Source organism: Zafaria sp. Z1313, from assembly GCF_050563205.1.
Taxonomy (GTDB): domain Bacteria; phylum Actinomycetota; class Actinomycetes; order Actinomycetales; family Micrococcaceae; genus JAZDCJ01.
In genome coordinates this window covers 36,074-58,560 of record NZ_JBNWUK010000021.1, presented here as the reverse complement: position 1 = coordinate 58,560, position 22,487 = coordinate 36,074, and the positions used below count along the sequence as shown (strand labels likewise).

Annotated in this window: 19 protein-coding genes, 1 rRNA gene and 1 pseudogene; 14 read left to right on the top strand and 7 right to left on the bottom strand. The window is 72.7% G+C overall.

All coding sequences use genetic code 11. From position 1 onward, the window contains the following. Positions 1-9 precede the first annotated feature (9 nt). Positions 10-126, top strand: a 5S ribosomal RNA gene (gene rrf / locus ACQ3I4_RS14870). Between the two features lie 122 nt (positions 127-248). Here the strand turns inward: rrf and ACQ3I4_RS14865 are convergent. Next, on the bottom strand, positions 249-1,661 hold the full coding sequence (locus ACQ3I4_RS14865; RefSeq protein ID WP_430633830.1) for a hypothetical protein: 1,413 nt from the start codon (positions 1,659-1,661) through the stop codon (positions 249-251). On the opposite strand from ACQ3I4_RS14865, the gene ACQ3I4_RS14860 reads away from it, so the two are divergent. The 11 genes and pseudogenes from ACQ3I4_RS14860 to ACQ3I4_RS14810 form a co-directional block, all read left to right on the top strand. Next, complete coding sequence (locus ACQ3I4_RS14860; protein ID WP_329863634.1) at positions 1,614-2,495, top strand: hypothetical protein; 882 nt, start codon at positions 1,614-1,616, stop codon at positions 2,493-2,495. The genes ACQ3I4_RS14865 and ACQ3I4_RS14860 overlap by 48 nt on opposite strands. Positions 2,496-2,501: 6 nt before the next feature. Beyond that, positions 2,502-3,509 carry an HAD-IIA family hydrolase gene (locus tag ACQ3I4_RS14855; protein ID WP_329863635.1) on the top strand — a complete coding sequence of 336 codons (1,008 nt, stop codon included), beginning with the start codon at positions 2,502-2,504 and terminating at the stop codon, positions 3,507-3,509. Continuing rightward, complete coding sequence (locus tag ACQ3I4_RS14850) at positions 3,506-3,700, top strand: hypothetical protein (RefSeq protein WP_329863637.1); 195 nt, start codon at positions 3,506-3,508, stop codon at positions 3,698-3,700. The genes ACQ3I4_RS14855 and ACQ3I4_RS14850 overlap by 4 nt, the downstream gene beginning before the upstream one ends. Beyond that, the gene (locus ACQ3I4_RS14845) at positions 3,701-4,498 is read left to right on the top strand and encodes a TlyA family RNA methyltransferase (RefSeq protein WP_329863639.1); all 798 of its coding nucleotides are present in this window, start codon (positions 3,701-3,703) and stop codon (positions 4,496-4,498) included. A 51-nt stretch (positions 4,499-4,549) separates the two neighbouring features. Continuing rightward, on the top strand, positions 4,550-5,557 hold the full coding sequence (locus tag ACQ3I4_RS14840) for an NAD kinase (protein WP_329863640.1): 1,008 nt from the start codon (positions 4,550-4,552) through the stop codon (positions 5,555-5,557). Beyond that, positions 5,554-7,290 carry a DNA repair protein RecN gene (gene recN, locus ACQ3I4_RS14835; RefSeq protein WP_329863642.1) on the top strand — a complete coding sequence of 579 codons (1,737 nt, stop codon included), beginning with the start codon at positions 5,554-5,556 and terminating at the stop codon, positions 7,288-7,290. The genes ACQ3I4_RS14840 and recN overlap by 4 nt, the downstream gene beginning before the upstream one ends. Positions 7,291-7,346: 56 nt before the next feature. Further along, a complete protein-coding gene (locus tag ACQ3I4_RS14830) occupies positions 7,347-9,041 on the top strand; it encodes a CTP synthase (RefSeq protein WP_329863644.1) in 1,695 nt (564 codons plus the stop codon). Between the two features lie 2 nt (positions 9,042-9,043). Then, on the top strand, positions 9,044-9,718 hold the full coding sequence (locus tag ACQ3I4_RS14825; RefSeq protein WP_329863645.1) for an NUDIX hydrolase: 675 nt from the start codon (positions 9,044-9,046) through the stop codon (positions 9,716-9,718). After that, complete coding sequence (gene xerD, locus ACQ3I4_RS14820; RefSeq protein WP_430633829.1) at positions 9,715-10,704, top strand: site-specific tyrosine recombinase XerD; 990 nt, start codon at positions 9,715-9,717, stop codon at positions 10,702-10,704. Before ACQ3I4_RS14825 ends, xerD begins: the two co-directional genes overlap by 4 nt. Positions 10,705-10,713: 9 nt before the next feature. After that, on the top strand, positions 10,714-11,196 hold the full coding sequence (locus ACQ3I4_RS14815) for an 8-oxo-dGTP diphosphatase (RefSeq protein WP_329863646.1): 483 nt from the start codon (positions 10,714-10,716) through the stop codon (positions 11,194-11,196). 54 nt (positions 11,197-11,250) lie between these two features. Then, positions 11,251-11,973 (top strand): annotated as a pseudogene (locus ACQ3I4_RS14810) (CHAD domain-containing protein); the annotation flags it as partial. 291 nt (positions 11,974-12,264) lie between these two features. Here ACQ3I4_RS14810 and ACQ3I4_RS14805 read toward each other — a convergent pair. The 4 genes from ACQ3I4_RS14805 to ACQ3I4_RS14790 are packed head-to-tail and all read right to left on the bottom strand — an operon-like array spanning position 12,265 to position 16,501. Continuing rightward, a complete protein-coding gene (locus tag ACQ3I4_RS14805; RefSeq protein WP_329863648.1) occupies positions 12,265-13,401 on the bottom strand; it encodes a bifunctional 2-methylcitrate synthase/citrate synthase in 1,137 nt (378 codons plus the stop codon). A gap of 12 nt (positions 13,402-13,413) precedes the next feature. Then, positions 13,414-14,340 carry a methylisocitrate lyase gene (gene prpB, locus ACQ3I4_RS14800; protein ID WP_329863649.1) on the bottom strand — a complete coding sequence of 309 codons (927 nt, stop codon included), beginning with the start codon at positions 14,338-14,340 and terminating at the stop codon, positions 13,414-13,416. Positions 14,341-14,342: 2 nt separating this feature from the next. Next, positions 14,343-15,860 carry an MmgE/PrpD family protein gene (locus ACQ3I4_RS14795; RefSeq protein WP_329863651.1) on the bottom strand — a complete coding sequence of 506 codons (1,518 nt, stop codon included), beginning with the start codon at positions 15,858-15,860 and terminating at the stop codon, positions 14,343-14,345. Then, positions 15,857-16,501 (bottom strand): GntR family transcriptional regulator, encoded by a 645-nt coding sequence (locus tag ACQ3I4_RS14790; protein ID WP_329863653.1) that lies wholly within the window; start codon positions 16,499-16,501, stop codon positions 15,857-15,859. The genes ACQ3I4_RS14795 and ACQ3I4_RS14790 overlap by 4 nt, the downstream gene beginning before the upstream one ends. A gap of 160 nt (positions 16,502-16,661) precedes the next feature. Here ACQ3I4_RS14790 and ACQ3I4_RS14785 point away from each other — a divergent pair, with 160 nt between their 5' ends. After that, positions 16,662-18,566 carry an AMP-binding protein gene (locus ACQ3I4_RS14785; RefSeq protein ID WP_329863654.1) on the top strand — a complete coding sequence of 635 codons (1,905 nt, stop codon included), beginning with the start codon at positions 16,662-16,664 and terminating at the stop codon, positions 18,564-18,566. A 13-nt stretch (positions 18,567-18,579) separates the two neighbouring features. Here the strand turns inward: ACQ3I4_RS14785 and ACQ3I4_RS14780 are convergent, their stop codons facing one another. Then, positions 18,580-19,287, bottom strand: coding sequence for a response regulator (locus ACQ3I4_RS14780; RefSeq protein WP_430633831.1), 708 nt, complete (start codon positions 19,285-19,287; stop codon positions 18,580-18,582). Between the two features lie 38 nt (positions 19,288-19,325). After that, on the bottom strand, positions 19,326-20,963 hold the full coding sequence (locus ACQ3I4_RS14775) for a sensor histidine kinase (protein WP_329863657.1): 1,638 nt from the start codon (positions 20,961-20,963) through the stop codon (positions 19,326-19,328). Positions 20,964-21,081: 118 nt separating this feature from the next. Between ACQ3I4_RS14775 and ACQ3I4_RS14770 the strand changes: the two genes are divergently transcribed. Further along, positions 21,082-22,392 carry a cation:dicarboxylate symporter family transporter gene (locus ACQ3I4_RS14770; protein ID WP_430633828.1) on the top strand — a complete coding sequence of 437 codons (1,311 nt, stop codon included), beginning with the start codon at positions 21,082-21,084 and terminating at the stop codon, positions 22,390-22,392. Positions 22,393-22,487: the final 95 nt, after the last annotated feature.

Sequence of the window (22,487 nt, the reverse complement as noted above, 5' to 3'; positions counted from 1 at the left end):
AGCAAGGGTTACGGCGGTCATAGCGTGGGGGAAACGCCCGGTCCCATACCGAACCCGGAAGCTAAGACCCACAGCGCCGATGGTACTGCACTCGGGAGGGTGTGGGAGAGTAGGACACCGCCGGACAACCATTACCAGGACCCCCAACCTCACGGCTGGGGGTCCTGACGTTTAAGCGTCAGAATCGGGCGGAGCTCCGCTCGACTAAGATTGAATGAGTCGCAGAACGGGCCGACGGCTCGGCCCCATCAGTAACACCACCCAGGCGTGCCATCCGCGCGTCTCAGAGAGGAACGGCCACAGTGGCTGACGAGCAGCAGTCTTCCCGCGGAGATCGACCCCGCAAGCACAACAACCACGAGAAGGGCGGCGAGCGCCGCGAGGGTGGTTTCCGTGGTGGCAACGATCGCCGCGAAGGTGGCTACCAGGGCGGCCAGCGTCGTGAGGGTGGCTACCAGGGTGGTGAGCGCCGCGAGGGTGGTTTCCGCGGTGGGAACGACCGCCGCGAAGGCGGCTACCAGGGTGGTGAGCGCCGCGAGGGTGGTTTCCGCGGTGGGAATGACCGCCGCGAAGGCGGCTACCAGGGCGGAGAGCGCCGTGAAGGTGGTTTCCGCGGCGGGAATGACCGCCGCGAGGGTGGTTTCCGCGGCGGGAATGACCGCCGCGAGGGTGGTTTCCGTGGTGGCAACGACCGCCGTGAGGGCGGCTACCAGGGTGGTGAGCGCCGTGAAGGTGGTTTCCGCGGTGGCAACGACCGCCGTGAGGGCGGCTACCAGGGCGGCCAGCGTCGTGAGGGCGGCTACCAGGGCGGCCAGCGTCGTGAGGGCGGCTACCAGGGTGGTGAGCGCCGTGAAGGAGGTTTCCGCGGTGGTAACGACGGCCGCGAGGGTGGCTACCAGGGTGGGGACCGCCGCGAGGGTGGTTTCCGTGGTGGCAACGATCGCCGTGAGGGTGGCTCCCAGGGTGGTGCGCGTCGCGAGGGTGGTTTCCGTGGTGGCAACGATCGCCGTGAGGGTGGCTCCCAGGGTGGTGCGCGTCGCGAGGGTGGTTTCCGCGGTGGCAACGATCGCCGTGAGGGCGGCTACCAGGGCGGCCAGCGTCGTGAGGGCGGCTACCAGGGTGGTGAGCGCCGTGAAGGTGGCTTCCGTGGTGGCAACGACCGCCGCGAAGGTGGTTTCCGCGGTGGCAACGACCGCCGCGAAGGTGGATACCGCGGTGGCAATGATCGACGTGAAGGCGGCTACCAGGGCGGCCAGCGTCGCGAAGGTGGCTACCAGGGTGGTGAGCGCCGCGAAGGTGGCTACCAGGGCGGCCAGCGTCGTGAAGGCGGATACCGCGGCGGCGACGAACGCCGGAGCGCGCCCTCCCGTGGCGCGGGCGACAAGCCCCGTGGCGGGCGCCCTGCCGATCGCGAGCAGTCCTTCCCCCGGCCGGACCGCGACGAGGCTCGCCCGCACAACCCGGCGGATCTGCGCATCGCCAACCGCGGTGACCGCGGACGTTCGCCCGAGATCGACGACGACGTCACGGGCAAGGAGCTCGACCGCATCACGAAGGCCGAGCTGCGCTACCTGGACGACAAGAACAACGAATGGGTCTCCAAGCACCTGGTGATGGCCGGGCGCCTGATCGACCTCGACCCAGAGCTCGCCTACGACCACGCCCTGGCGGCCAGCCGCCGCGGAGGCCGCGTGGCCGTCGTGCGCGAGGCCGTCGGCCTGACCGCCTACGCGGCCGGCAAGTACGCGGATGCCCTGCGGGAGTTCCGGACCTTCCGCCGCATCAGCGGATCGAACATCCACTTGCCGATCATGGCCGATTGCGAGCGCGGCCTCGGCAAGCCGGAGAAGGCCCTCGAGACGGCGCGGAGCGAGGAGGCCGCGGCCCTCGACGTTCCGGCCCGCGTCGAGATGGCGATCGTCGCCTCGGGTGCGCAGACCGATCTCGGCCATCTCGAGGAGGCCCTCGAGGAGCTGCGCATCCCGCAACTCGACATCAACCGCGCCTTCTCCTTCAGCCCGCGGCTCTTCGCGGTCTACGCCGACGCCCTCGAGGCCGTCGGCAAGGACGAGGAGGCGGCCTTGTGGCGCCGGCAGATCGTCATCGCCGAGAGCGCGCTCGGCGTGGGCGAGTTCGCGGATCCCGAGATCATGGACCTCGGGGAGGACGACGACGAGCCCGTCGAGAAGCCCCGCGCCAAGGACGTCGTCCTTCCGGCCGGCCAGGAAGAGGGCATCGACGCCGAGGACGGCCTGTACGAGGGCGCTGACGAGCAGGACGCCGGTGAGGGCGCGGACGGCGCGGACCAGGACAACTCCGGGGACATCCCCGGCGATGCCGCTGACCCCGACACGGACGCGGACGACGTGGAGTCGGACGACTTCCTCGACGCCGGCAGCGAGCTCGACGTCGACGGCAGCGCCGACGAGGCCGAGGCGCTGGACACCGGTGACGAGACGCAGGATGCCGCTGCCCGCGACGGATCGGAGCAGTAGCGCCCGATGACGACGACGCCCCTGCTGATTTCCTCCTACGACGCGGTCCTCTCCGACCTCGACGGAGTGGTCTACGCCGGCGCGGGCGCCGTGCCCGAAGCGGTGCCTGCGCTGCGCGGACTGCACGGGCACGGCGTCGCGCTCGCCTACATCACCAACAACGCGTCCCGCTCGCCCGAACAGGTCGCGGAGCACTTGTGCGGCCTGGGCGCGCCCGCGACGGCCGGCCAGGTCTTCGGCTCCGCGGCCGCGGGCAGCGAGCTCCTGGCCGGATTGATCGCACCGGGCGCGCCCGTCCTCGTGGTCGGGAGCGGATACCTGCGTTCCTGCGTCGAGTCGCGGGGCTTCCGCGTGGTGGACTCGGCGGCGGATGCGCCGGCCGCCGTCATCCAGGGCTTCGATCCCACTCTCGGCTGGACGGACCTGGCCGAGGCCGCGTACGCGATCCAGCGCGGGGCGGCGTGGGTCGCGACCAATACGGACCTGACGATTCCGCGCGCGGAGGGCATCGCCCCCGGCAACGGCTCGCTCGTCGATGCCGTCGCCAACGCGACGGGGGCCGTGCCGCTCGTCGCCGGCAAGCCCGAGCCGCTCCTGTTCGAACGCGCCGCGCGGACCCTCGGCGCGGACCGCCCGCTCGTCGTGGGCGACCGTCTGGACACCGACATCCTGGGTGGCAACCGCGCGGGCTTCGCGACGGCTTCCATCCTCACGGGCATCGACGGCACCGCCGAGATCCTGGGCGCCGCGGCCGCAGAACGCCCGAGATACATCCTCGGCAACCTGGCCGGGCTCTACGAGCCCTACCCGGCCTTGGAGCACGACGCCGGAGCCCACCGCTGCGGCGGGGCGTCGGCCCGCGTCGTCGATGGGACCGTGACGGTCGCGGGCGTCGAGGACGACCTTGACGCGTGGCGCGCCGCGTGCGCGGCGTGGTGGGCGGCCACCCCCGAGGCGGCCTCGCGCACGCGTCCGGACCTCGTGTTCTCGGGGGCGTCCGGGGGAAGCCGATGACGTCCGACCGGCCCGAGGTGCCCGAGGTCGACTGGCCCGAGGTGCCCGCCCCGACCGGCAACGCCGATGTCGACGCGGCCCTGGGCGAGCTGGGCCGGCTGCCGGGGCTGCCCGTGGGGGCGCATCAGGAGGTCTTCGAAGCCGTCCACGACGCCCTGCGGGCCGCCCTGGACGCGGACGGGGAGCGCTAGGTGGCCCGGCTGGACGCCGAACTCGTCGCGCGCGGCCTGGCGCGGTCCCGGACGCAGGCCGCCGCGCTCGTCGCCGGGGGACGGGTCCTCCTCGACGGGGCCCCGGCGGCCAAGGCGTCCCGTCCCGTCGCCGAGGGCCAACGCCTCGAGGTCCTGCCGGCGGAGGGCGCCGAGTACGTGAGCCGCGCGGGCCACAAGCTCGCCGGCGCGCTCGACGCCTTCGACGACGTCGTCGTCCGGGGCCGCCGCTGCCTCGACGCCGGCGCCTCGACGGGCGGATTCACCCAGGTGCTGCTGCTGCGCGGGGCGGCATCCGTGGCCGCCGTCGACGTCGGCCACGGCCAGCTCGTGGACGAGCTGCGCCGGGACCCGCGGGTCGACGTCCGCGAGGGCTACAACGTGCGCCATCTCGAGGCCGCCGACCTCGGTGGCCCGGTCGACCTCGTCGTGGCCGACCTCTCCTTCATTTCCCTCACCCTGGTCATGGCGCCCCTGGCCGCCGCGACGCGCCCGGGCGGCGACCTCGTCCTCATGGTCAAGCCGCAGTTCGAGGTGGGCCGCGAGAACCTCTCCCGCACCGGCGTCGTCACCGACCCGGGCTGGCGCCGCCGAGCCGTCGAAGCGGTGATCGACTCGGCCCGGAGCGCGGGCCTGGCCCTCCGCGGGCTCGCGCGCAGCCCCTTGCCGGGGCAGGACGGCAACGCCGAGTTCTTCCTCCGCCTCCGTGTCCCGGACCCCGGCGGCCCTCCACAGCCGGACGCCTTCCCCGCCGTTCTCGACGAGGTTGACTATTCTTGATCACGGGCCCGGGCATCCGGGCCACGCCCGGAACGCCGACGGAAGGAACTCATGAGAAGGATCCTCGTCCTGGCCCACACCGGACGCGAAGACTCCCTGCAGGCCACCCTCGACACGTGCCTGAGCCTGAGGGCCCACGGGCTGGTCCCGGTCATGCGCCGGCTGGAGCTGCAGAATCTGCGCAATTCCCTCGAGGCGGAGCAGCTCGAGGTCTCCGTCCTGGGCGAGGACGTCCAGCTCGACGAGATCGACCTCGGCATGGTGCTCGGCGGCGACGGCACGGTCCTGCGCTCGGCCGAACTCGTGCGCAACTCGAACGTCCCCCTGCTCGGCGTGAACCTCGGCCACGTCGGCTTCCTCGCGGAGAGCGAGCGGACCGACCTGCAGCAGACGGTCGAATGGGTCGTCAACCGCGAGTACACGGTCGAGGAACGCATGGCGATCGACGTCCAGGTCTGGTTCGGCAACCGCCGCATCGCCCACACCTGGGCGCTCAACGAGGCCGCGGTCGAGAAGGCCAACCGCGAACGCATGATCGAGGTCGTCATGGAGATCGACGGGCGCCCCATCAGCACGTTCGGCTGCGACGGCATGGTCATGGCCACGCCCACCGGCTCCACCGCCTACGCCTTCTCCGCCGGCGGCCCCGTGGTGTGGCCGGAGGTGGAGGCGCTCGTCATGGTCCCCATCAGCGCCCACGCGCTCTTCGCGAAGCCGCTCGTCGTCGCCCCGACCTCGACCATGGCCCTCGAGCTGCTGACCCGCACCGACGCCCAGGCGGTGCTCTGGTGCGACGGCCGGCGCACCGTGGACCTTCCACCCGGCTCCCGCGTCGAGGTGACGAGGTCGCCGAAGCCCGTGCGGCTGGCACGGGTGAACAAGACGCCCTTCAGTGAGCGCCTCGTCCGCAAGTTCGAGCTGCCCACGAGCGGCTGGCGCGGTCCCGTCCCGGACAAGGACCGCGAGGCCGACACGACGGCCCTGCCGCTCGTCCCGGCCCCCCTGCACGTCGTCGAACCCCGCTACCACCAGCCGCGGACGGAGGAACAGCACCCATGATCGAGGAGATCCGCATCTCGGACCTCGGCGTCATCACCGGCGCCAGCCTGCCCCTCGGCGCGGGCCTGAGCGTGGTCACGGGGGAGACCGGGGCCGGGAAGACCATGGTCGTCACGGCCCTGGGGCTCCTCCTAGGCGCCCGGGCCGACGCCGGATCCGTGCGCCACGGCGCCCGCCAGGCGGTCGCCGAGGCGAGCCTGCGCCTTCCCGCCGGCGGGTCCGTGGTCCGCCGGGCGGAGGAGGCCGGGGCGCTGGTCGACGAGGACGACGACGAAGCGGGACTGATCATCAGCCGCACCGTGGGTGCCGAGGGACGCAGCAAGGCCGCCGTCGGCGGACGGGCGGCGCCTGTCGGCCTCCTCGCGGAGCTCGGAGCCGAGCTCGTGGTGGTCCACGGGCAGACGGACCAGTTGCGGCTCAAGGAGGCCGCCGCGCAACGGGGAGCCCTCGACAAGTTCGGCGGGCGGGAGCTCGCCCGCGCCGTGGAGGACTACGGCACGGCCTTCGACCGGTGGCGCGATGTCCAGGCCGAGCTCGGGGAGCTGACGGGCCGCCAGCGCGAACGGCTGCGCGAGGCGGAGGCGCTGCAGCTCTCGCTCGAGGAAATCGACGCCGTGGACCCCGGGCCGGGGGAGGACGAGGCGCTCAAGGCGGAGTCCATGAAGCTCACGAACCTTGAGGGCCTGCGCTCCGCGGCGCTCACGGCGCAGGCGGCCGTCTCGGGAGACGACTACGCCGACGCGCCGGCGGCCACGGTGCTCGTGGAGGCGGCCCAACGATCCCTCGAGCAGGCGGGCGGGGACGATCCCGAGCTGGCCGCCCTCTCCGGGCGGTTGAAGGAGGTCGGCTACCTCTTGGCCGATGTCTCGGCCGAGCTCTCGAGCTACGCGGCCGGGCTCGACGCCGATGGGCCCGGCCGGCTCGCGGAGGTGGAGGAGCGCCGCGCCGCGCTGTCCGTGCTGGTGCGGAAGTACGCTCCGGGCATCGACGAGGTCCTCGAGTGGGCGGCGCAGGCGCGCGCCCGCCTGGGCGAACTGCAGGACGACTCCGGGCGCATCGAGGCGCTCACGGCCGAGGAGGAGCGGCTGCGGGCCGAGCTCGCGGCGCTCGGCGCCACCCTCACCGGGCTGCGGACGAGCGCGGCGGCCGAGCTCGCGGACCGGGTCACGGCCGAGCTCGCCGCCCTGGCCATGCCGGACGCCCGCTTCGTCGTGGAGGTCCTGCCCGCGGCCCAGGCGGCGCGCCACGGGGCCGACGAGGTGCGCATGCTCCTGCAGCCCCATGCGGGCAGCGCGCCCCGGCCCCTCGGCAAGGGCGCCTCCGGTGGCGAGCTCTCCCGTGTGATGCTCGCGATCGAGGTGGTCCTGGCCGCCGTGGATCCCGTCCCCACGTTCGTCTTCGACGAGGTGGACGCCGGCGTCGGCGGCAAGGCGGCCGTACAGATCGGCAAGCGGCTGGCCATGCTCGCACGGCATGTCCAGGTCATCGTCGTCACCCACTTGCCGCAGGTCGCCGCCTATGCCGACCGCCACATCCGCGTGATCAAGAGCTCGGATGCGGCCGCCGACGGGGGAGCGGGATTCACGGCGAGCGACGTGGTCCTGCTCGACGAACCGGAGCGGATCCGCGAACTGGCCAGGATGCTCGCGGGCCAGGAGGAATCGGACACGGCCCAGGCCCACGCGGGCGAGCTCCTGGAGGAGGCCCGGCAGGCCGTCTCCGCGCTCGGGTGAGGCCCCGGCGTCGTACCCCTCCAGTAGAGTGTCCCCAACCCCCGTCCGGCGAAATGATGATAGGCTCGAATTCCGTGGTGCAGCGAACTTTTTCCCGTAATTCCCGGTCCTCCGAAACTACCAAGCAGATCTTCGTCACCGGTGGCGTGGCCTCCTCCCTGGGCAAGGGACTGACGGCCTCGAGCCTCGGTCACCTGCTCCGGGCGCGCGGCCTCTCCGTCACCATGCAGAAGCTCGACCCCTACCTGAACGTCGATCCAGGGACCATGAACCCGTTCCAGCACGGCGAGGTCTTCGTCACGGACGACGGCGCCGAGACGGATCTCGACATCGGCCACTACGAGCGGTTCCTCGACGAGAACCTCGATGGCTCCGCGAACGTGACGACCGGCCAGGTCTACTCCGCGGTCATCGAGAAGGAACGCCGCGGCGACTACCTCGGCGACACCGTGCAGGTCATCCCGCACATCACCGACGAGATCAAGCGCCGCATGCGCCTCCCGGCGGAGTCCAAGAAGGCCCCCGACGTCATCATCACCGAGATCGGCGGCACGGTGGGCGACATCGAGTCGCAGCCGTTCCTCGAGGCCGCCCGCCAGGTCCGCCAGGACGTCGGCCGCGGCAACGTCTTCTTCGTCCACGTCTCCCTCGTGCCCTACATCGGCCCGTCGCAGGAGCTGAAGACCAAGCCGACCCAGCACTCGGTCGCCGCCCTGCGCTCCATCGGCATCCAGCCCGAGGCCCTCGTCATCCGCTCCGACCGCGAGATCCCCGCGGATATGCGCGAGAAGCTCGGCCGCACGTGCGACGTCGATCCGGAAGCGGTCATCAACTGCGCCGACGCGCCGAGCATCTACGACATCCCGGTCAAGATCCACGAACAGGGACTCGACGCGTACATCGTCCAGTCGCTCGGACTGAAGTTCAAGGACGTGAACTGGTCCAAGTGGAACAAGCTCCTCGACGCGGTCCACCACCCCAAGCACCACGTGGAGGTCGCGCTCGTCGGCAAGTACATCGACCTCCCCGACGCCTACCTCTCCGTGACCGAGGCGCTGCGCGCGGGCGGCTTCGCCAACAAGGCCAAGGTCGCGATCCGCTGGGTCCCGTCGGACGACTGCGCGACCCAGGAGGGCGCGGCGGCGGCGCTGGCGGGCGTCGACGCGATCTGCGTCCCCGGCGGCTTCGGCATCCGCGGCCTCGAGGGCAAGCTCGGCGCCCTGCGGTTCGCCCGCGAGAACGGGCTGCCGACGCTCGGCCTGTGCCTGGGCCTGCAGAGCATGGTCATCGAGTACGCCCGCAACGTCGCCGGACTCGCCGGGGCCTCGTCCACGGAGTTCGAGCCGGAGACCGAGTTCCCCGTGATCGCCACCATGGAGGAGCAGCTGGAGATCGTCGACGGCAAGGGCGACCTCGGCGGCACGATGCGCCTGGGACTCTACGACGCCGTCCTTGCGGACGGCTCGGTCACGGCCAGGACCTACGGCAAGGCCAAGGTCGCCGAGCGCCACCGCCACCGCTACGAGGTCAACAACGCGTTCCGCGCCCAGCTCGAGGAGCACGGGCTCGTGTTCTCCGGGACGTCGCCGGACGGCGGGCTCGTCGAGTTCGTCGAGCTTCCGGAGTCCGTCCACCCGTACTACGTCTCGACGCAGGCGCACCCCGAGCTGAGCTCCCGTCCGACGCGGCCGCACCCGCTCTTCTCGGGCCTCGTCAAGGCCGCCCTCGCCCACCAGAAGGCCGGGCGGTAGCCATGGCGTCCGGCAGCGGCGGGGTCCGTGACGAGGTCACGCCCCGCCGCGTGCTGTCCTCCCGCACCGTCTACACGGGGCGGGTCTGGGACGTCGTGCAGGACAGCTTCGAGTACCCGGCCGCCGCCGTGCCGCTCGTCCGCGACTACATCGACCACCCCGGCGCCGTCGCCGTCGTCGTCCTGGACGAGCAGGACCGCGTGCTGCTCATCAGCCAGTACCGGCACCCCGTCGGCATGACGCTGTGGGAGGTTCCCGCGGGCCTGCTCGACGTGGACGGGGAGGACCCGCAGGCCGCCGCGGCGCGCGAGCTCGCGGAAGAGGCGGACCTGACCGCGGCCCGGTGGGACGTGCTCGTGGACGTCTTCAACTCGCCGGGATCCTCCTCCGAGGCCATCCGGATCTTCCTGGCCCGCGGCGCGTCGGAGGTGCCCCTCGAGCAGCGCCACGTCCGCACCGACGAGGAAGCGGACATGGACACCGCCTGGGTCCCCCTCGACGACGCCGTGCGCGCCGTCCTCGACGGCCGCGTGCACAATCCCTCGGCCGTCGCCGGAATCCTGGCCTGCCGCGCAGCGTCCGCCGACGGCTACGCCTCGCTGCGCCCGGCCGACGCGCCGTGGGAGGCGCACCCGCGCCGGCGCACGCCGGAGACCGGCGCGCCGGCGGCACCGTGAGCACGGCCGGGGCGCCCGCCGCCCCCCGCTTCGAGCTGGGTTCGACCGGCCCCGGACGGCAGATGGCCGCCTACCTGCAGCACCTCGCCGTCGAGCGGGGCATGGCCGTGAACACCGTCGCCGCCTACCGGCGCGACCTGGTCCGCTACGCCTCCTACCTCGAGGCCCAGGGGATCCGGGACGCGTCCGCGGTGACGGAAGGGCTCCTGACGGGCTTCGCCCAGGCGCTCCGGGACGGCTCCGACGGCGGCACGCCCCTCGGTCCGCGTTCGGCGGCCCGCTGCGTGGTGGCCGTCCGCGGGCTGCACCGCTTCTGGGCGCTCGAGGGGACGACCCCGGACAACGCCGCGGCAGAACTCCACCCGCCCGCCGCCGGGCGGCGCCTGCCGAAGGCGATCAGCGCCGCCGACGTCGCCGCGATCCTCGAGTCCGTGCCCACCGAGACCCCGGGCGGCCTCCGCGACCGCGCCCTGCTCGAGTTCCTCTACTCGACCGGCGCCCGCATCAGCGAGGCCGTCGGGCTCGACGTCGACGACCTGCACCTCGAGCGCCCGGACGACGGCCCCGCCGTCGTCCGCCTCTTCGGCAAGGGATCCAAGGAGCGGATCGTCCCGCTCGGGTCCTACGCCGCCTCCGCGCTCGAGGGGTACCTCGTCCGCGGCCGGCCCGGCCTGGCCGCCAAGGGCCAGGGGACGCCCGCCCTGTTCCTCAACCTGCGCGGGGGCCGGCTCAGCCGCCAGTCCGCGTGGAGCATCCTCAAGGCCGCCGCGGAACGGGCGGGCATCACCCGCGACGTCTCCCCGCACACCCTGCGCCACTCCTTCGCGACGCACCTGCTGGAGGGCGGCGCGGACGTCCGCGTCGTCCAGGAGCTCCTCGGCCACGCCTCCGTCACCACGACCCAGGTCTACACCCTTGTCACGGCCGACACCCTGCGCGAGGTCTACGCGGCCGCGCATCCCCGGGCCCTGCGCTCCGGGACCTAGACTGGGCCGATGAGCACCGACGTCGTCCTCTGCCTCGCGCTGCGCCGCGGCGACGGGGGCCCCGAGGTCCTGCTCGGGGACAAGCTCCGCGGCTTCGGCAGCGGCAAGACCGTGCTGCCGGGCGGCAAGATCGAAGCCGGGGAGACCCCGGCCCACGCGGCGGCCCGGGAACTCGCCGAGGAAACGGGCCTCGAGGCGGACCCGGACGAGCTCACCGACGTGGCCACGATCCGCTTCGAGTTCCCCTCCCGCCCCGCCTCGGACATGCGCTGCACCGTGCTCCTGGCCCTCCGCACGCGCGGGACGCTGCGGGACTCCGCCGAACTGCGCCCCGCCTGGTATGCCGTGGACGGGCTGCCGGCAGCGCGGATGTGGGAGGACTCCGCCCGCTGGCTCGGCCCGCTCATCGCCGGCCGGCGCCTCGACGTCCACGTCGTGCTCGCCGAGGACAACGAATCCGTGGCCGCCTACACCGCCGTCGAGCGCCCCTAGCCGTCGTGCCACCGGGCGACGGTTCCGGCGGGCCCCAGAGGGGAGAATGGGTGCATGCATGAGCAGCGGCACGCGGGCCGGCGGCGGGCGGCCGACCCGCCGGGCCACCCCGCCGATCGACCGGCCGACGGCCTGGTCGACCGCGTGGCCGATGCAGTGCGCGCCGACGCCTCGCGGCTGCAGCGGCTCGTGGAGGACGCGGCCTCGGCCGGCGGCGGAACGGAATCCGTCCACGACGCCCGCTCGGCCGTCCGCCGGATCCGCAGTGCGCTCGAGGTCCTCGGCCCCGCCGAGGCCGGGAGGCGCCTGACGGCCCTGAAGCTCCTCGGCCGCGCGCTCGCCGGTCCCCGCGACGCCGAGGTACTCGCCGCGCGGCTGTCCCAGCGGGTGGCCGAGGCCGCCGAGGCGGGCGTCGCAGGCGCCGTGCCGTCCGCTCCCGCCCGCGCCGGAGCCCGCGGGGCCTTCGCCGCCTGGCTGGCCACCGCCGAGGGGCGCTCCACGGTTCGTGCGGCCGCCGACCCCGGCGGATCCGCCGTCGACGGCCCGGGGGAGGAGGCCGGGCAGCGCGGGCCCGGGACGGGCTCCCCGGACGTGGCCGCGGCGCTCGAGCGGCAGCGGGCCCTCGTGCTGCGCCTGGCGGAGGAGGCCGAGGCGCTGGCCGCGGCGCCCGTCCGCTCCAGCGTCCGCTCCGGCCCCGGCTGGAAGGCCGCCGAGGGCACCGGCCCCGACCGGGACGCAGCCGAAGGGGCCCGGGAGGAGGCGCTCCACGCGGTCAGGAAGGCCGCGCGCCCTGCGCTACGCCCTGCAGGCCGCGGGTCCCGGCGCGGTCCCCTCCGCCGCCCGGCAGGAACGGGCGGCGCACGCGATCCAGGAAGCGCTGGGGGACCACCTCGACGGTCGCGCCCTCCTGGCCCACCTGGCAGCGGAAGGCGGCGGCACCGGCGTCGTCCGCTGGATCAGGACCCGGGAGGAGGCCCTCGGCCGGGACGCGCTGAAGCGCTACCGGAAAGCCCTCGGGCGCCTGTCCTCGCCCGAGGGGAGGAAGACGCCCGGGGAGGAGCCGGGGGATCAGACCGAGCGCTGATCCGGTCCGTTGTAGGCCGAGAGCGGCCGGATCAACGAGTTGGAGGCCCGCTGCTCCATGATGTGGGCCGTCCACCCGGTGATCCTCGCCGCGATGAACAGCGGCGTGAACATCTCCGTGTCGAAGCCCATGAGGTGGTACGTCGGGCCGGCCGGGTAGTCGAGGTTCGGCTTGATGTCCTTCGCCTCGCCCATCGCCTGCTCCAGGCCGTCGTAGAGCCCGAGGATCTCATCCCGGCCGTAGTGGGCGATCATGGCGTCGAGCGCGGCCTTCATCGTCGGGACCCGGGAGTCGCCGTTCTTGTAGACGCGGTGGCCGAAGCCCATGACCTTCTTCTTCTGCGCCAGCGCGTCCTCCATCCAGGCACGCGCCCGGGCGGCCGCCTCCTCGCGCGGCTCGTCCTGGCGGATGCCGATCTCCTCGAAGGTGTGCATCACGGCCTCGTTCGCGCCGCCGTGCAGCGGCCCCTTGAGGGCGCCGATCGCCGCGGTCACGGCGGAGTGCAGGTCCGAGAGCGTCGAGGTGACGACGCGGGCGGTGAAGGTGGAGGCGTTGAAGGAGTGCTCCGCGTAGAGGATCATCGAGACCCGGAAGGCGTCGACGACCTCGGGGGCGGCCTCCTGGCCGAAGGTCATCCAGAGGAAGTTCTGCGAGTAGTCCAGGTCGGCGCGGGGCTCCACGGGGTCCAGTCCCCGGCGGCGGCGCTGGTCGTAGGCGACGACGGCCGGGAACTTCGCCAGAAGCGACTTCGCCTTGGCCAGCTCGGCCTCCGGGGAGGAGTCCGGCGCGAGCGGGTGGTTGGCGCCGAGGACGGAGACGGCGGTCCGCCCCACGTCCATCGGGTGGCAGTCCAACGGCAGCAGGTCGATCGCCGCCTTGACGTTCGCGTCGAGGGAGCGGTGTGAACGCTCGAACTCCGTGAAGTCCGCCAGCTCCGCGGCGTCCGGCAGCTCGCCCGTCCACAGGAGCAGCGCGACGTCCTCGAAGCCCTTCGAGGCGGCGAGCTCCTGCACCGGATAGCCGCGGTAGAGCAGGGAGTTGGTGTCCGGATTGACCTTGGACACGGCCGTGTAGTCCACGACGACACCGGCGAGGCCCTTCTTGATGTCTGGCTCGGTCATGCTGTGCTCCTTCTAGGCGTTGGTCGTGCCGTCGGTGTCGAGGCCGGGGACCCGGAAGTTGAAGATCCCCGCGTCGAAGCCGTTGTAGCCCTCGTAGTCCACTAGCTCATACAGCCGGGCGCGGGTCAACATCTTCCCGACCTCGGCCTCCTGGGTCCCGTCGGCGCGGATGGCCTCGAGGACCCGCTCCGCCGCGCCCATCGCTGAGCGGAGCAGGGTGACGGGGTAGATCACGATCGCGACGCCGGCATCGGCCAGCTCCTCGCGGCGGAACAGGGCGCTCTTGCCGAACTCGGTCATGTTGGCCAGGACGGGGACGTCGACGGCACGGCAGACGGCCTCGAACTCGTCGACGCTGCGCATCGCCTCCGGGAAGATGGCGTCCGCGCCCGCGTCCACGAGGGCCCGGGCCCGGTCGATCGCGGCCTCGAGCCCGTCGACGGCGCGGATGTCCGTCCGGGCCATGATGAGGAAGTCCGGGTCGCGGCGCGCGTCGGCCGCCGCTGCGACGCGCTTGAGGGCCGTGTCCAGATCGACGACGCCCTTGCCGTCGAGGTGGCCGCAACGCTTGGGGTTGACCTGGTCCTCGATGTGCAACCCGGCCAGGCCCGCGTTCTCCAGCTCCTGGACCGTGCGGGCCACGTTCATGGGCTCGCCGAAGCCCGTGTCCGCGTCCACGATCGCCGGCAGGTCCGTCATCCGCGCGATCTGTCCGGCGCGCTGCGCGACCTCGGTGAGGGTCGTCAATCCGATGTCCGGCAGGCCGAGGTCGTTGGCGAGGACGGCGCCCGAGATGTAGACGCCGTCGAAGCCCTTCTCCCCGATGAGCCGGGCCGAGAGGGGATTGAAGGCCCCCGGGAACTGCAGCCCCGCGCCCGGGACGAGCGCCTCGCGCAGGGCCGCCCGCTTGGCCTGGGGCGTGGTGGTGGAATACAACATGGCTAGAACAGCCCCTTCGGCGCGGCGGCGAGGTCGACCACGCCGGGTGCGGCGACGACGTTGAGCTGGCCGAGCTCGCCGGCGGCGAGGTTCGGCAGGTTCTCGGCCGCGGCCAGGAAGCGTTCGATCTCCGCCTCCTCGACGAGCCCGGCGGCCAGCGTACGGAACTTCTGGATGTACTGCTCGCGGCCGAACGGACGGGCGCCGAGCGGGTGGGCATCGGCGACCGCGATCTCGTCCGCCAGGACCGTCCCGTCCTTCAGCGTGATCTCCACGGAGCCGCCGAAGGCCTTCTCGGCGATGTCGAGCGAGTGGTAGCGGCGGGTCCACTCGGGATCCTCCTGCGTGGCGACCTTGCCCCACAGCTCGACCGTGTCGGGCCGCCCGGCCCGCTCCGGGGCGTAGGAGTCCACGTGGTGCCACGCGCCGTCCTGCAGGGCCACGGTGAAGATGTACGGAATCGAGTGGTCCAGCGTCTCGCGCGAGGCGGTGGGGTCGTACTTCTGCGGGTCGTTCGCGCCCGAGCCGATGACGTAGTGGGTATGGTGGCTCGTCTTGATCAGGACGGAGGCCACGTTGGCCGGGTCGGCGGCCTCCGGGTGCTCGCGGTGCAGCTTGCGGGCCAGGTCGATCCAGGCCTGGGCCTGGTATTCGGCCGAGTGCTCCTTGGTGTAGGTGTCCAGGATCGCCCGCTTCGGCTCGCCGGGCGCCGGCAGCGGGACCTCGTAGGCGGCGTCCGGGCCGTCGAGGAGCCAGGCGATGACGCCGTCCTCGCCTTCGTAGATCGGAACGGGCGAGGTCTGCCCGCGCATGGCCCGGTCGGCGGCCTCGACGGCCATCTTGCCCGCGAAGGCGGGCGCATGGGCCTTCCACGTCGAGATCTCGCCCTTACGCGACTGCCGCGTCGCCGTCGTCGTATGCAGGCCCTGCCCGACGGCCTGGAAGATGGTCTCGACGTCGAGGCCCAGCAGGGTGCCGATCCCGGCCGCCGCCGACGGGCCGAGGTGGGCCACATGGTCGATCTTGTGCCGGTGCAGGCAGATCGCCTTGACCAGGTCGACCTGGATCTCGTAGCCGGTCGCGATGCCCCGCACCAGGTCCGCGCCCGAGGCCCCGACGTGCTGGGCGACGGCGAGGATCGGGGGGATGTTGTCTCCCGGGTGCGAGTAGTCGGCGGCCAGGAAGGTGTCGTGGTAGTCGAGTTCGCGGACCGCGACGCCGTTGGCCCACGCGGCCCACTCGGGGGAGGCCGTGCCCTCGATGCCGAAGACGGCGGAGCCGGAACCGCCCGTGCTGGGGGCATGGGCGAGGGCCTGGGCGCGCGCGGCGACGATGGGGGCGCGGTTGAGCGAGGCGACGGCGACCGAGGCGTTGTCGATGACGCGGTTGACCACCATCTCGACGACGTCGGCGTCGACGGCGACGGGATCCGCGGCGACGACGGCGATCTTGTGCGCCAGCTGGTGTTCGCGGGGCAGCTGCTCTTCGGAGCGGTAGACGCGGACGGGGTGGTTGATCATGGGGTGTCCTTCCGGGGGATGGAATGGGTCTTGATGTGGTCGAGGCTGTGGTGGAGGTGCAGGTGGGTCGCCGAGGCGGCCAGTTCCGGGTCGCCGGCGGCGACGGCGCGGGCGATCACGGCGTGCTCGTGGGCCGAGGCCCGCAGCCGGGCCGGGTCGTCGAACGCGAGCCTCCGCAGCCGGGCGAGGTGGACGCGCAGCGCGCGCAGGGCCTGCAGCAGATAGGGGTTCGCCGCCGCCTCGTCGAGCGCCTCGTCGAGCGCCGCGGCCAGCCCGTAGTACCTTTCGACGGCGTCCGGGCCGTCCAGCGCGACGCCGGAGAACTCCGTCGCGAGCTCGGCGAACCGCGCGCGCTGCGTGCCGCGGGCGGCCGCCCGGGCCGCGGCGACCTCGAGGGCGCGGCGCAGCTCGAAGAGGTGGTCGACGTGGTCGAGCGACACGTCGGAGACGACCGTCGCGCGCCCGCGCTGCTGGACGGCCAGCCCGTCGGCGACGAGGCGCGCCAGCGCCTCGCGCAGCGGCGTGCGGGAGACCCCGAGGCGCGCCGCCTGCTCGACCTCCCCGAGGACGTCGCCGGGGCGCAGCCGCCACTCGACGATCTCCTCCCGGAGGGCACTGTAGGCCCGATCGCTCGCCTTCATGCCGCCAGTGTATACATATCCTCGACTCCTGCTCCACCAAACCGCTCCGTTCGGCGCGTTTAGGCGGCCATTCGGCGAAATGTGTATACAAAAGATGGTGTCGGGTGTGGCGTGCGTCATAGTCTGGAATCCTCACGGACCGCATCAAGGAGGCCGCACCATGACCCCGAGCTACGCCGACGTCCACCGCCGCGCCGCCGAGGACCCCGAGGGGTTCTGGTTCGAGGCGGCCGCAGGGATCGACTGGGACCGGGTCCCGGCGCGGGCCCTGGACGATGCGCGCGCGCCGATCTACCGGTGGTTTCCGGAGGGCCGGCTCAACGTCTGCGCCAACGCGCTCGACCGCCACGTGGCCGCCGGCCGGGGCGGGGAGACCGCCCTCGTCTACGACTCGGCGGTACTCGGCACGGCCCGGCGCTTCAGCTACGCCCAGCTGCTCGAGGAGGTCGCCCGCTTCGCCGGCGTCCTCGCCGGGCGCGGGGTCGGCCCCGGGGACCGCGTCCTGCTCTACCTGCCCATGATCCCGCAGGCGGTCATCGCGATGCTCGCCTGTGCTCGGCTCGGCGCGGTGCACTCGGTCGTCTTCGGCGGCTTCGCGCCCAAGGAGCTCGCCGCCCGCATCGACGACGCACAGCCGGACGTCGTCGTCACCGCTTCCGGCGGGATCGAACCGTCCCGCCGGGTGGAGTACCTGCCCGCCGTCGACGAGGCGCTGCGGCTGGCCCGGCACGCAGTGTCCACGGTCGTCGTCCACCAGCGCCCGGGATTCGCCCACGAGCTCGGCGACTTCGGGGGTGCCGGCGCCGACTGGATGGACTGGGAGGCGCTCGCCGCGGAGGCCGCCCCGGCCGACCCCGTGCCCGTCGACGCATCCCACCCGCTCTACATCCTCTACACCTCCGGCACCACGGGAGCGCCCAAGGGAATCGTCCGCGACAGCGGCGGCTACGCCGTGGCCATGGACTGGTCCATGCGCAACATCTACGGAGTCGGCCGGGGGAGCACGATGTTCACGGCGTCCGACGTCGGCTGGGTCGTCGGCCACTCCTACATCGTCTACGGACCGCTCATCGCCGGCGCCACGACCGTGCTCTACGAAGGCAAGCCCGTGGGCACCCCGGACGCCGGCGCCTTCTGGCGCGTGGTCCGCGACCACGCCGTCGACGTCCTGTTCACCGCCCCCACCGCCCTGCGGGCCATCCGCAAGGCCGATCCGGAGGCGGCCCTGCTCTCGCCTGAAGACACGGCGACGCTCCAGCGGCTCTTCGTCGCCGGCGAGCGCCTCGACCCCGGTACCTATGAGTGGGCCCTCGGGATCCTGGGCGTGCCCGTGATCGACAACTGGTGGCAGACCGAGACAGGGTGGCCGATCGCGGCCACTCCCGCGGGCCTCGAGCTGATCGCGCGCCGACCCGGTTCGCCCGGGGTCCCCGTCCCGGGGTACTCCGTCGAGGTCCTGGATCCCGGCGGCCGGCCGGTGGGGCCGGGGCGTGAGGGGAACATCGCGCTGCGCCTCCCGCTGCCGCCGGGCACGCTGGCGACGCTGTGGCGCGACGACGACCGCTTCGTCGACTCCTACCTCTCCCAGTTCCCGGGCTACTACGCCACGGGGGACTCGGGCTACCTCGACGCGGACGGATACCTCTACGTCATGGGGCGCACCGACGACGTCATCAACGTCTCGGGCCACCGGCTCTCCACGGGCGCCATGGAGCAGGCGCTCGGGGGACACCCCGCCGTCGCCGAGTGCGCCGTCGTCGGTATCCGGGACGCGCTCACGGGGCAGCGGCCCAGCGGCTTCGTGGTGCTCAAGCACGGCGTCCGGGCTGATCCGGAGCTGATCGCCGGGGAGCTGATCGCCCGCGTGCGTTCGGAGATCGGGGCCGTGGCCGCGTTCAAGGAGGTGCGGATCGTCGAGGCCCTGCCCAAGACGCGCTCGGGCAAGATCCTGCGCAAGACGATCCGGCAGATCGCCGACGGCGACGAGTACACCGTACCGTCCACGATCGAGGACCCGGCGGTCGTCGGCGGGCTCGTCGAGCTGCTGCGCGGCGGACGTCCGTAGGCGCCCGGGGGCCTCAGCGCAGCCAGAGGTACTCGAATTCGGGGCGCCCCCGGGTCCCATGGCGCGGCTGCTTGTCCGCCCGCCCGTCCGCGGCCAGGTGCTCGAGGTAGCGCCGCGCCGTCACCCGGGACATCTGGAGCCGGTCCGCGACCTCCGTGGCCGAGAGCGGTGAACCGTCCTGCCTCAGCAGTCCCGCGACGGCCCCCAGGGTCTCGTTGATGAGGCCCTTGGGCAGCACCGGGGGAGCGGCCGTGCGCAGCGCCGCGAAGGCGCTGTCGATCGAGTCCTGCGTCGCCGCGGACCCGCTGTCCGCGAGGTTGAGCCGGTAGCCGCGGAAGTTCTCGAGCTTGTCCCGGAACGCGGCGAACGTGAACGGCTTGATGAGGTACTGGGTGATGCCGGCGGCGACGGCCGTGCGCACGACGGCCAGCTCGCGCACCGCCGTGATGGCGATGATGTCCACCGTGTCGCCGCGCCCGCGGATCCGCCGTGCCACGTCGAGGCCGTGGAGGTCCGGGAGGTTCATGTCCAGCAGCACCAGGTCCACGGCCCGCCCGGATTCCGCCTCCCGCCGCAACAGCTCGAGCACCTCGCCTCCGGTGTGCGCGATCCCGGCCACCGCGAAGCCGGCGACCCGGCCGACGTAGTCAGCGTGAGCGGCCGCGGCGATGGGCTCGTCGTCGGCGACGAGGACGCGCAGCGGTGCGGTCCCGTCCCCGATGCCGGGCGTGCCGCCGCCCGCCGGGGCCGGCCCCGGGTTCACGGCGTCCCCCGTCCCGGGACGCCGACGGGGAGCGTCGCGGTGAAGATGGCCCCGCCGTCGTTCTCGATCTCGAGCGTCCCTCCGAGCCGGTGGACGGCCTGGCGGACGAGGGCGAGCCCGAGGCCGCGCGGCGCCCCGCCGGACGCGGGGCCCTTGCCCGAGACGCCGAGCCGGAGGAACTCCTCGATGTAGTCGGGATCGATCCCCGGGCCGGAGTCCGCGACGGAGATCGACAGCAGCCCGTCGCCCACGGAGAAGTCGGCCCACACACGGCGGGCGGCGGAGCCGGCGGCGGCGTCGAAGGCGTTGTCCAGGAGGTTCCCCGTCACGGTGACGAGGTCGCGGGCGTCGAGGACGTCGGCCGGCAGGTCCCCGGAGGCGGTCAACGTGAGCTCGATGCCGCGTTCGTGCGCCTGCGCGGCCTTGCCGACGAGCAGGGCGGAGAGGAACGGCTCGTCGATGGAGCGGACCACGCCGTCGGTGAGCCGCTGTGAGGCCTGCCGGTCCTGCACGGCGAAATCCAGCGCCTCCCGCTCGCGCCCGAGCTCGATGAGCGAGGCCACCGTGTGCAGGCGGTTGGCATGCTCGTGGGCCTGGGCGCGCAGGGCCTCGGTGAGCGTGCGCATGCTCTCCAGCTCGCCGCTGAGCGATTCGATCTCCGTGTGGTCCCGCAGCGTCGCGATCGTTCCCGGGCCGGGCGGCCGGCCCCCGCGCGCGAGGCCGAAGGGCAGGCCGAAGCGCCCGGGCCCGTCCGGCGCGCTCGCCGGCTGCTGGCCGACGACGAGGATCCGGCCGTTGCCGACGTGGATCTCGTCCCGGACCCGGCGCCCGCTGCGGAGGAGCTCGTCGATCGTACCGGGCAGGCCGAGCTCGGCGACGGGCGTGGGCTTGAGGCTCCCCACGGGCGGCAGGCCGAGCAGGACGGCCGCGTGGTCGTTGTAGAGCACGAGCCGGCCCTCGGGGGAGACGAGCAGGAGGCCCTCGCGCACCGAGTGCAGCGCCGAGTCGTAGTAGGAGAAGAGCCGTCGCAGCTCCTCCGGGCCCAAGCCCAGGGTCGTGCGGCGCAGGTAGCCGCTGACCGCGAGGGAGAACACGCCGCCGAGGGCGATCGAGGCGGCGGCGACCCCGGCGATCTGCGGGATCGAGGCCGCCTGGGCGATCGAGAGCGACTGCAGCGTCACGCCGACGGCGACGAGGGCGACGACCCCACCGCCGTCGCCCCGGACCGGGACGATCGCGCGGACGGAGGGGCCGAGGGTCCCGGCGTAGTCCTCCGTGTGGGTCCGCCCGGCCAGGGCCTGCTCGATGCTGCCGATGTATTCACGGCCGATGTTCCCCGGCAGCGGATGCGTGTAGCGCCTGCGGTCGGTGTCCATGATGGTGACGAAGTCGACGTCGGCGGAATCGAGCAGCTCCAGGGCGTAAGGCTGCAGGAGCGCGGAGGGGTCCGGTCCCTGGACGGCGTCGATGACGAACGGGTCGTGGGCGAGCGTCGCTGCGATGCTGAGCGAGCGGTCTGCGGAGGCGTCGTGCAGCTGCCGCTCCGCCGTGGCGTAGCTGGCCATGCTCAGGGCCGCGGCGACCGCCGTGACGAGGACGAGCTGCCACAGGAACAGGCGTGCCGCCAGGCTCATGGCACCTCCCTTCCGCCGGCCCTCCGGGCCGTGTTCAGTATGAACGCAATCGTGAGCGGCGTCACGGCGCGGGCGAGGATGTGATGCAGGACATCACACCCCACCAAGGAGCATTCCCATGGCAACGACGCCCACCGAAGCCGCCGGCCGTCCCGGCACGCCGGACGCCGCGCCGGCCCGCAAGAAGGACCGCACGCACTGGCTCTACATTATGGTCATCGTGGCCGTCGTGCTCGGCGCGGCCATCGGCCTGGTCTTCCCCGAGGCGGGAAAGGCCCTCAAGCCCCTCGGCACGGCCTTCATCGCCCTGATCAAGATGATCATCGCGCCCGTCATCTTCTGCACGATCGTCCTCGGCGTCGGATCGATCGCCAAGGCGGCCACGGTCGGCAAGGTCGGCGGCCTGGCGCTGTTCTACTTCATCGCGATGTCGACGTTCGCCCTCGCGATCGGATTGCTCGTGGGCAACCTCATCCACCCGGGCGAGGGGCTGCGGCTCCAGCCCTACGAGGCCGCCGCGGGCGGCGAGGAGAGCGCCACGGTGAAGTTCCTCCTCGAGCTCATCCCCGGAGACATCCCGGTGCTGCCGACGCTCGTGCTCGCGCTCCTCGTGGGCTTCGCCCTGCAGTCGATGGGCAAGGCCGGAGAGCCGGTCCTGACCGGCATCAAGCACCTCCAGGGCGTCGTCTTCAAGCTCATGATGATGATCATGTGGGCCGCGCCGGTCGGCGCCTTCGGCGCGATCGCGGCCGTCGTCGGCGCGACGGGATGGGCGGCGATCGGTTCCATGGCCGTCCTGATGGGTGCGTTCTACCTCACCTGCGCCCTGTTCATCGTCGTCGTCCTCGGCGGCATCCTGAAGGCCGTCACGGGCCTGAACATCTTCGCGCTGCTGAAGTACCTGGCCCGCGAGTACCTGCTGATCTTCTCCACCTCCTCCTCCGAGTCGGCGCTGCCGCGGCTCATCGCCAAGATGGAGCACGCGGGGGTCTCGAAGCCCGTCGTCGGCATCACGGTCCCCACGGGCTACTCCTTCAACCTGGACGGGACCGCGATCTACCTGACCATGGCCGCCCTCTTCGTCTCCACCGCGATGGGACTGCCGATGAACCTCGGCGAGCAGATCGGGCTGCTCGTGTTCATGATCATCGCCTCCAAGGGCGCTGCCGGCGTCACGGGCGCCGGGCTCGCCACCCTCGCCGCGGGGCTGCAGGCCCACCGGCCGGAGCTGCTCGACGGCATGGGCGTGATCGTGGGCATCGACAAGTTCATGTCCGAGGCCCGCGCGCTGACCAACTTCACGGGCAATGCCGTCGCGACGCTCCTGATCGGCACGTGGACGCGGGAGATCGACAAGGAGCAGGCCCGCGAGGTGCTCGCGGGGAACCGCCCCTTCGACGAGCTCTCGCTCGAGCCCGACGCCCACTGACGGCCCCGGCAATCCGCGGAAACCCTCCAGTTCAGGTTCAAGGTCAAGGCTCGCCGTGGGAGGCGCGTGGTGCGCGGCGGCGGCCCGGCCGGGGC

Coding starts and splice junctions, on each gene's coding strand:
- ACQ3I4_RS14860 (WP_329863634.1), top strand. CDS start 1,614: ATGGCCGGGCGCCTGATCGACCTCGACCCAGAGCTCGCCTACGACCAC.
- ACQ3I4_RS14855 (WP_329863635.1), top strand. CDS start 2,502: ATGACGACGACGCCCCTGCTGATTTCCTCCTACGACGCGGTCCTCTCC.
- ACQ3I4_RS14850 (WP_329863637.1), top strand. CDS start 3,506: ATGACGTCCGACCGGCCCGAGGTGCCCGAGGTCGACTGGCCCGAGGTG.
- ACQ3I4_RS14840 (WP_329863640.1), top strand. CDS start 4,550: ATGAGAAGGATCCTCGTCCTGGCCCACACCGGACGCGAAGACTCCCTG.
- recN (WP_329863642.1), top strand. CDS start 5,554: ATGATCGAGGAGATCCGCATCTCGGACCTCGGCGTCATCACCGGCGCC.
- ACQ3I4_RS14830 (WP_329863644.1), top strand. CDS start 7,347: ATGATAGGCTCGAATTCCGTGGTGCAGCGAACTTTTTCCCGTAATTCC.
- ACQ3I4_RS14825 (WP_329863645.1), top strand. CDS start 9,044: ATGGCGTCCGGCAGCGGCGGGGTCCGTGACGAGGTCACGCCCCGCCGC.
- ACQ3I4_RS14815 (WP_329863646.1), top strand. CDS start 10,714: ATGAGCACCGACGTCGTCCTCTGCCTCGCGCTGCGCCGCGGCGACGGG.
- ACQ3I4_RS14805 (WP_329863648.1), bottom strand. CDS start 13,401: ATGACCGAGCCAGACATCAAGAAGGGCCTCGCCGGTGTCGTCGTGGAC.
- prpB (WP_329863649.1), bottom strand. CDS start 14,340: ATGTTGTATTCCACCACCACGCCCCAGGCCAAGCGGGCGGCCCTGCGC.
- ACQ3I4_RS14795 (WP_329863651.1), bottom strand. CDS start 15,860: ATGATCAACCACCCCGTCCGCGTCTACCGCTCCGAAGAGCAGCTGCCC.
- ACQ3I4_RS14790 (WP_329863653.1), bottom strand. CDS start 16,501: ATGAAGGCGAGCGATCGGGCCTACAGTGCCCTCCGGGAGGAGATCGTC.
- ACQ3I4_RS14785 (WP_329863654.1), top strand. CDS start 16,662: ATGACCCCGAGCTACGCCGACGTCCACCGCCGCGCCGCCGAGGACCCC.
- ACQ3I4_RS14775 (WP_329863657.1), bottom strand. CDS start 20,963: ATGAGCCTGGCGGCACGCCTGTTCCTGTGGCAGCTCGTCCTCGTCACG.
- ACQ3I4_RS14770 (WP_430633828.1), top strand. CDS start 21,082: ATGGCAACGACGCCCACCGAAGCCGCCGGCCGTCCCGGCACGCCGGAC.